At 64.7% G+C, this 1058-nt stretch carries 1 protein-coding gene; it reads left to right on the top strand.

Annotation, left to right across the window (positions count from 1 at the left end; all coding sequences use genetic code 11):
- The first annotated feature begins 93 nt into the window (after positions 1–93).
- Positions 94–1042 (top strand): IS630 family transposase gene (locus FE263_RS21930; RefSeq protein WP_138328170.1). Its coding sequence is split into 2 segments (ribosomal slippage): positions 94–437 and positions 436–1042, totalling 951 coding nucleotides; the frame shifts between segments, so codons are not numbered across the junction.
- The last annotated feature ends 16 nt before the right edge of the window (positions 1043–1058 follow it).

Consider the following 1058-nt stretch of genomic DNA (forward strand, 5'->3'; position numbering starts at 1 on the left):
CTAGAGCGGAAACCGTCCAACTTGAATCGTTAGGGATTCCCGACGCGGCCGCGATGTGATTCACCATGCAGGCTGGGCAGGAGGCCAGCATGCATGGGGAAGCCACTGTCCACCGACCTTCGTTCTCGGCTGGTTGCCGCGGTATCGGCAGGCATGTCCCGCCGTCGGGCTGCGGAGCGCTTCGGTGTTTCTGCCGCGAGTGCCGTGCGCTGGGTGGCAGCCGTCAACACGACCGGCACTATCGCGGCCAAGCCGCAGGGCGGCGACACACGCTCACGTCGCATCGAGGCCTTCAGCGGCGTGATCCTGGCAGCCGTTGCTGCGCAGAAGGACATCAGCCTGGTCGAGCTGGCCGAGTGGCTGCGGAGCGAGCATGGAGCATCGTTCGGGGCCAGCACCGTGTGGCGCTGCCTTGATCGCCACGGCATGACCTTCAAAAAAAACAGCACACGCAGCCGAGCAGGATCGGCCCGACGTCGCAGCCCGGCGCCGGGCCTGGTTCATAGACCAGCCTGACCTCGATCCACGGCGCCTCGTCTTCATCGATGAAACCGGCGCCTCGACTAAGATGGCCAGGCTGCGGGGGCGTGCCCTTCGGGGAAAGCGTTGCCGTGCGTCGGTGCCACACGGGCACTGGAAGACGACGACCTTTACCGGGGCGCTCCGCGTAGATGGCATGACCGCCCCCATGGTCCTCGACGGGCCGATGAATCGTGTTGCCTTCCAGGCCTACATCGAACAGGTGCTCGTCCCCACGCTCGGCCAGGGCGACACGGTCATCATGGACAATCTGCCCGCGCACAAAGGCCAGCAGGTGCGGCGCGCCATCGAAGCCGCAGGTGCGTCGCTGCGCTACCTGCCGCCCTACTCACCCGACTTCAACCCGATCGAGAACGCCTTCTCCAAGCTCAAGGCGTTCTTGCGAAAGGCCGCCGCTCGAACCATCGACGACCTGTGGAACGTGATCCGCGACGCCTTGCTGACCTTCTCGCCACAAGATTGCGCCAATTACTTCACCGCAGCCGGATATGAACCAGACTGATCGGATTCCGCTCTAG

It is taken from the genome of Lichenicoccus roseus, assembly GCF_005844085.1.
Lineage (GTDB): Bacteria > Pseudomonadota > Alphaproteobacteria > Acetobacterales > Acetobacteraceae > Lichenicoccus > Lichenicoccus roseus.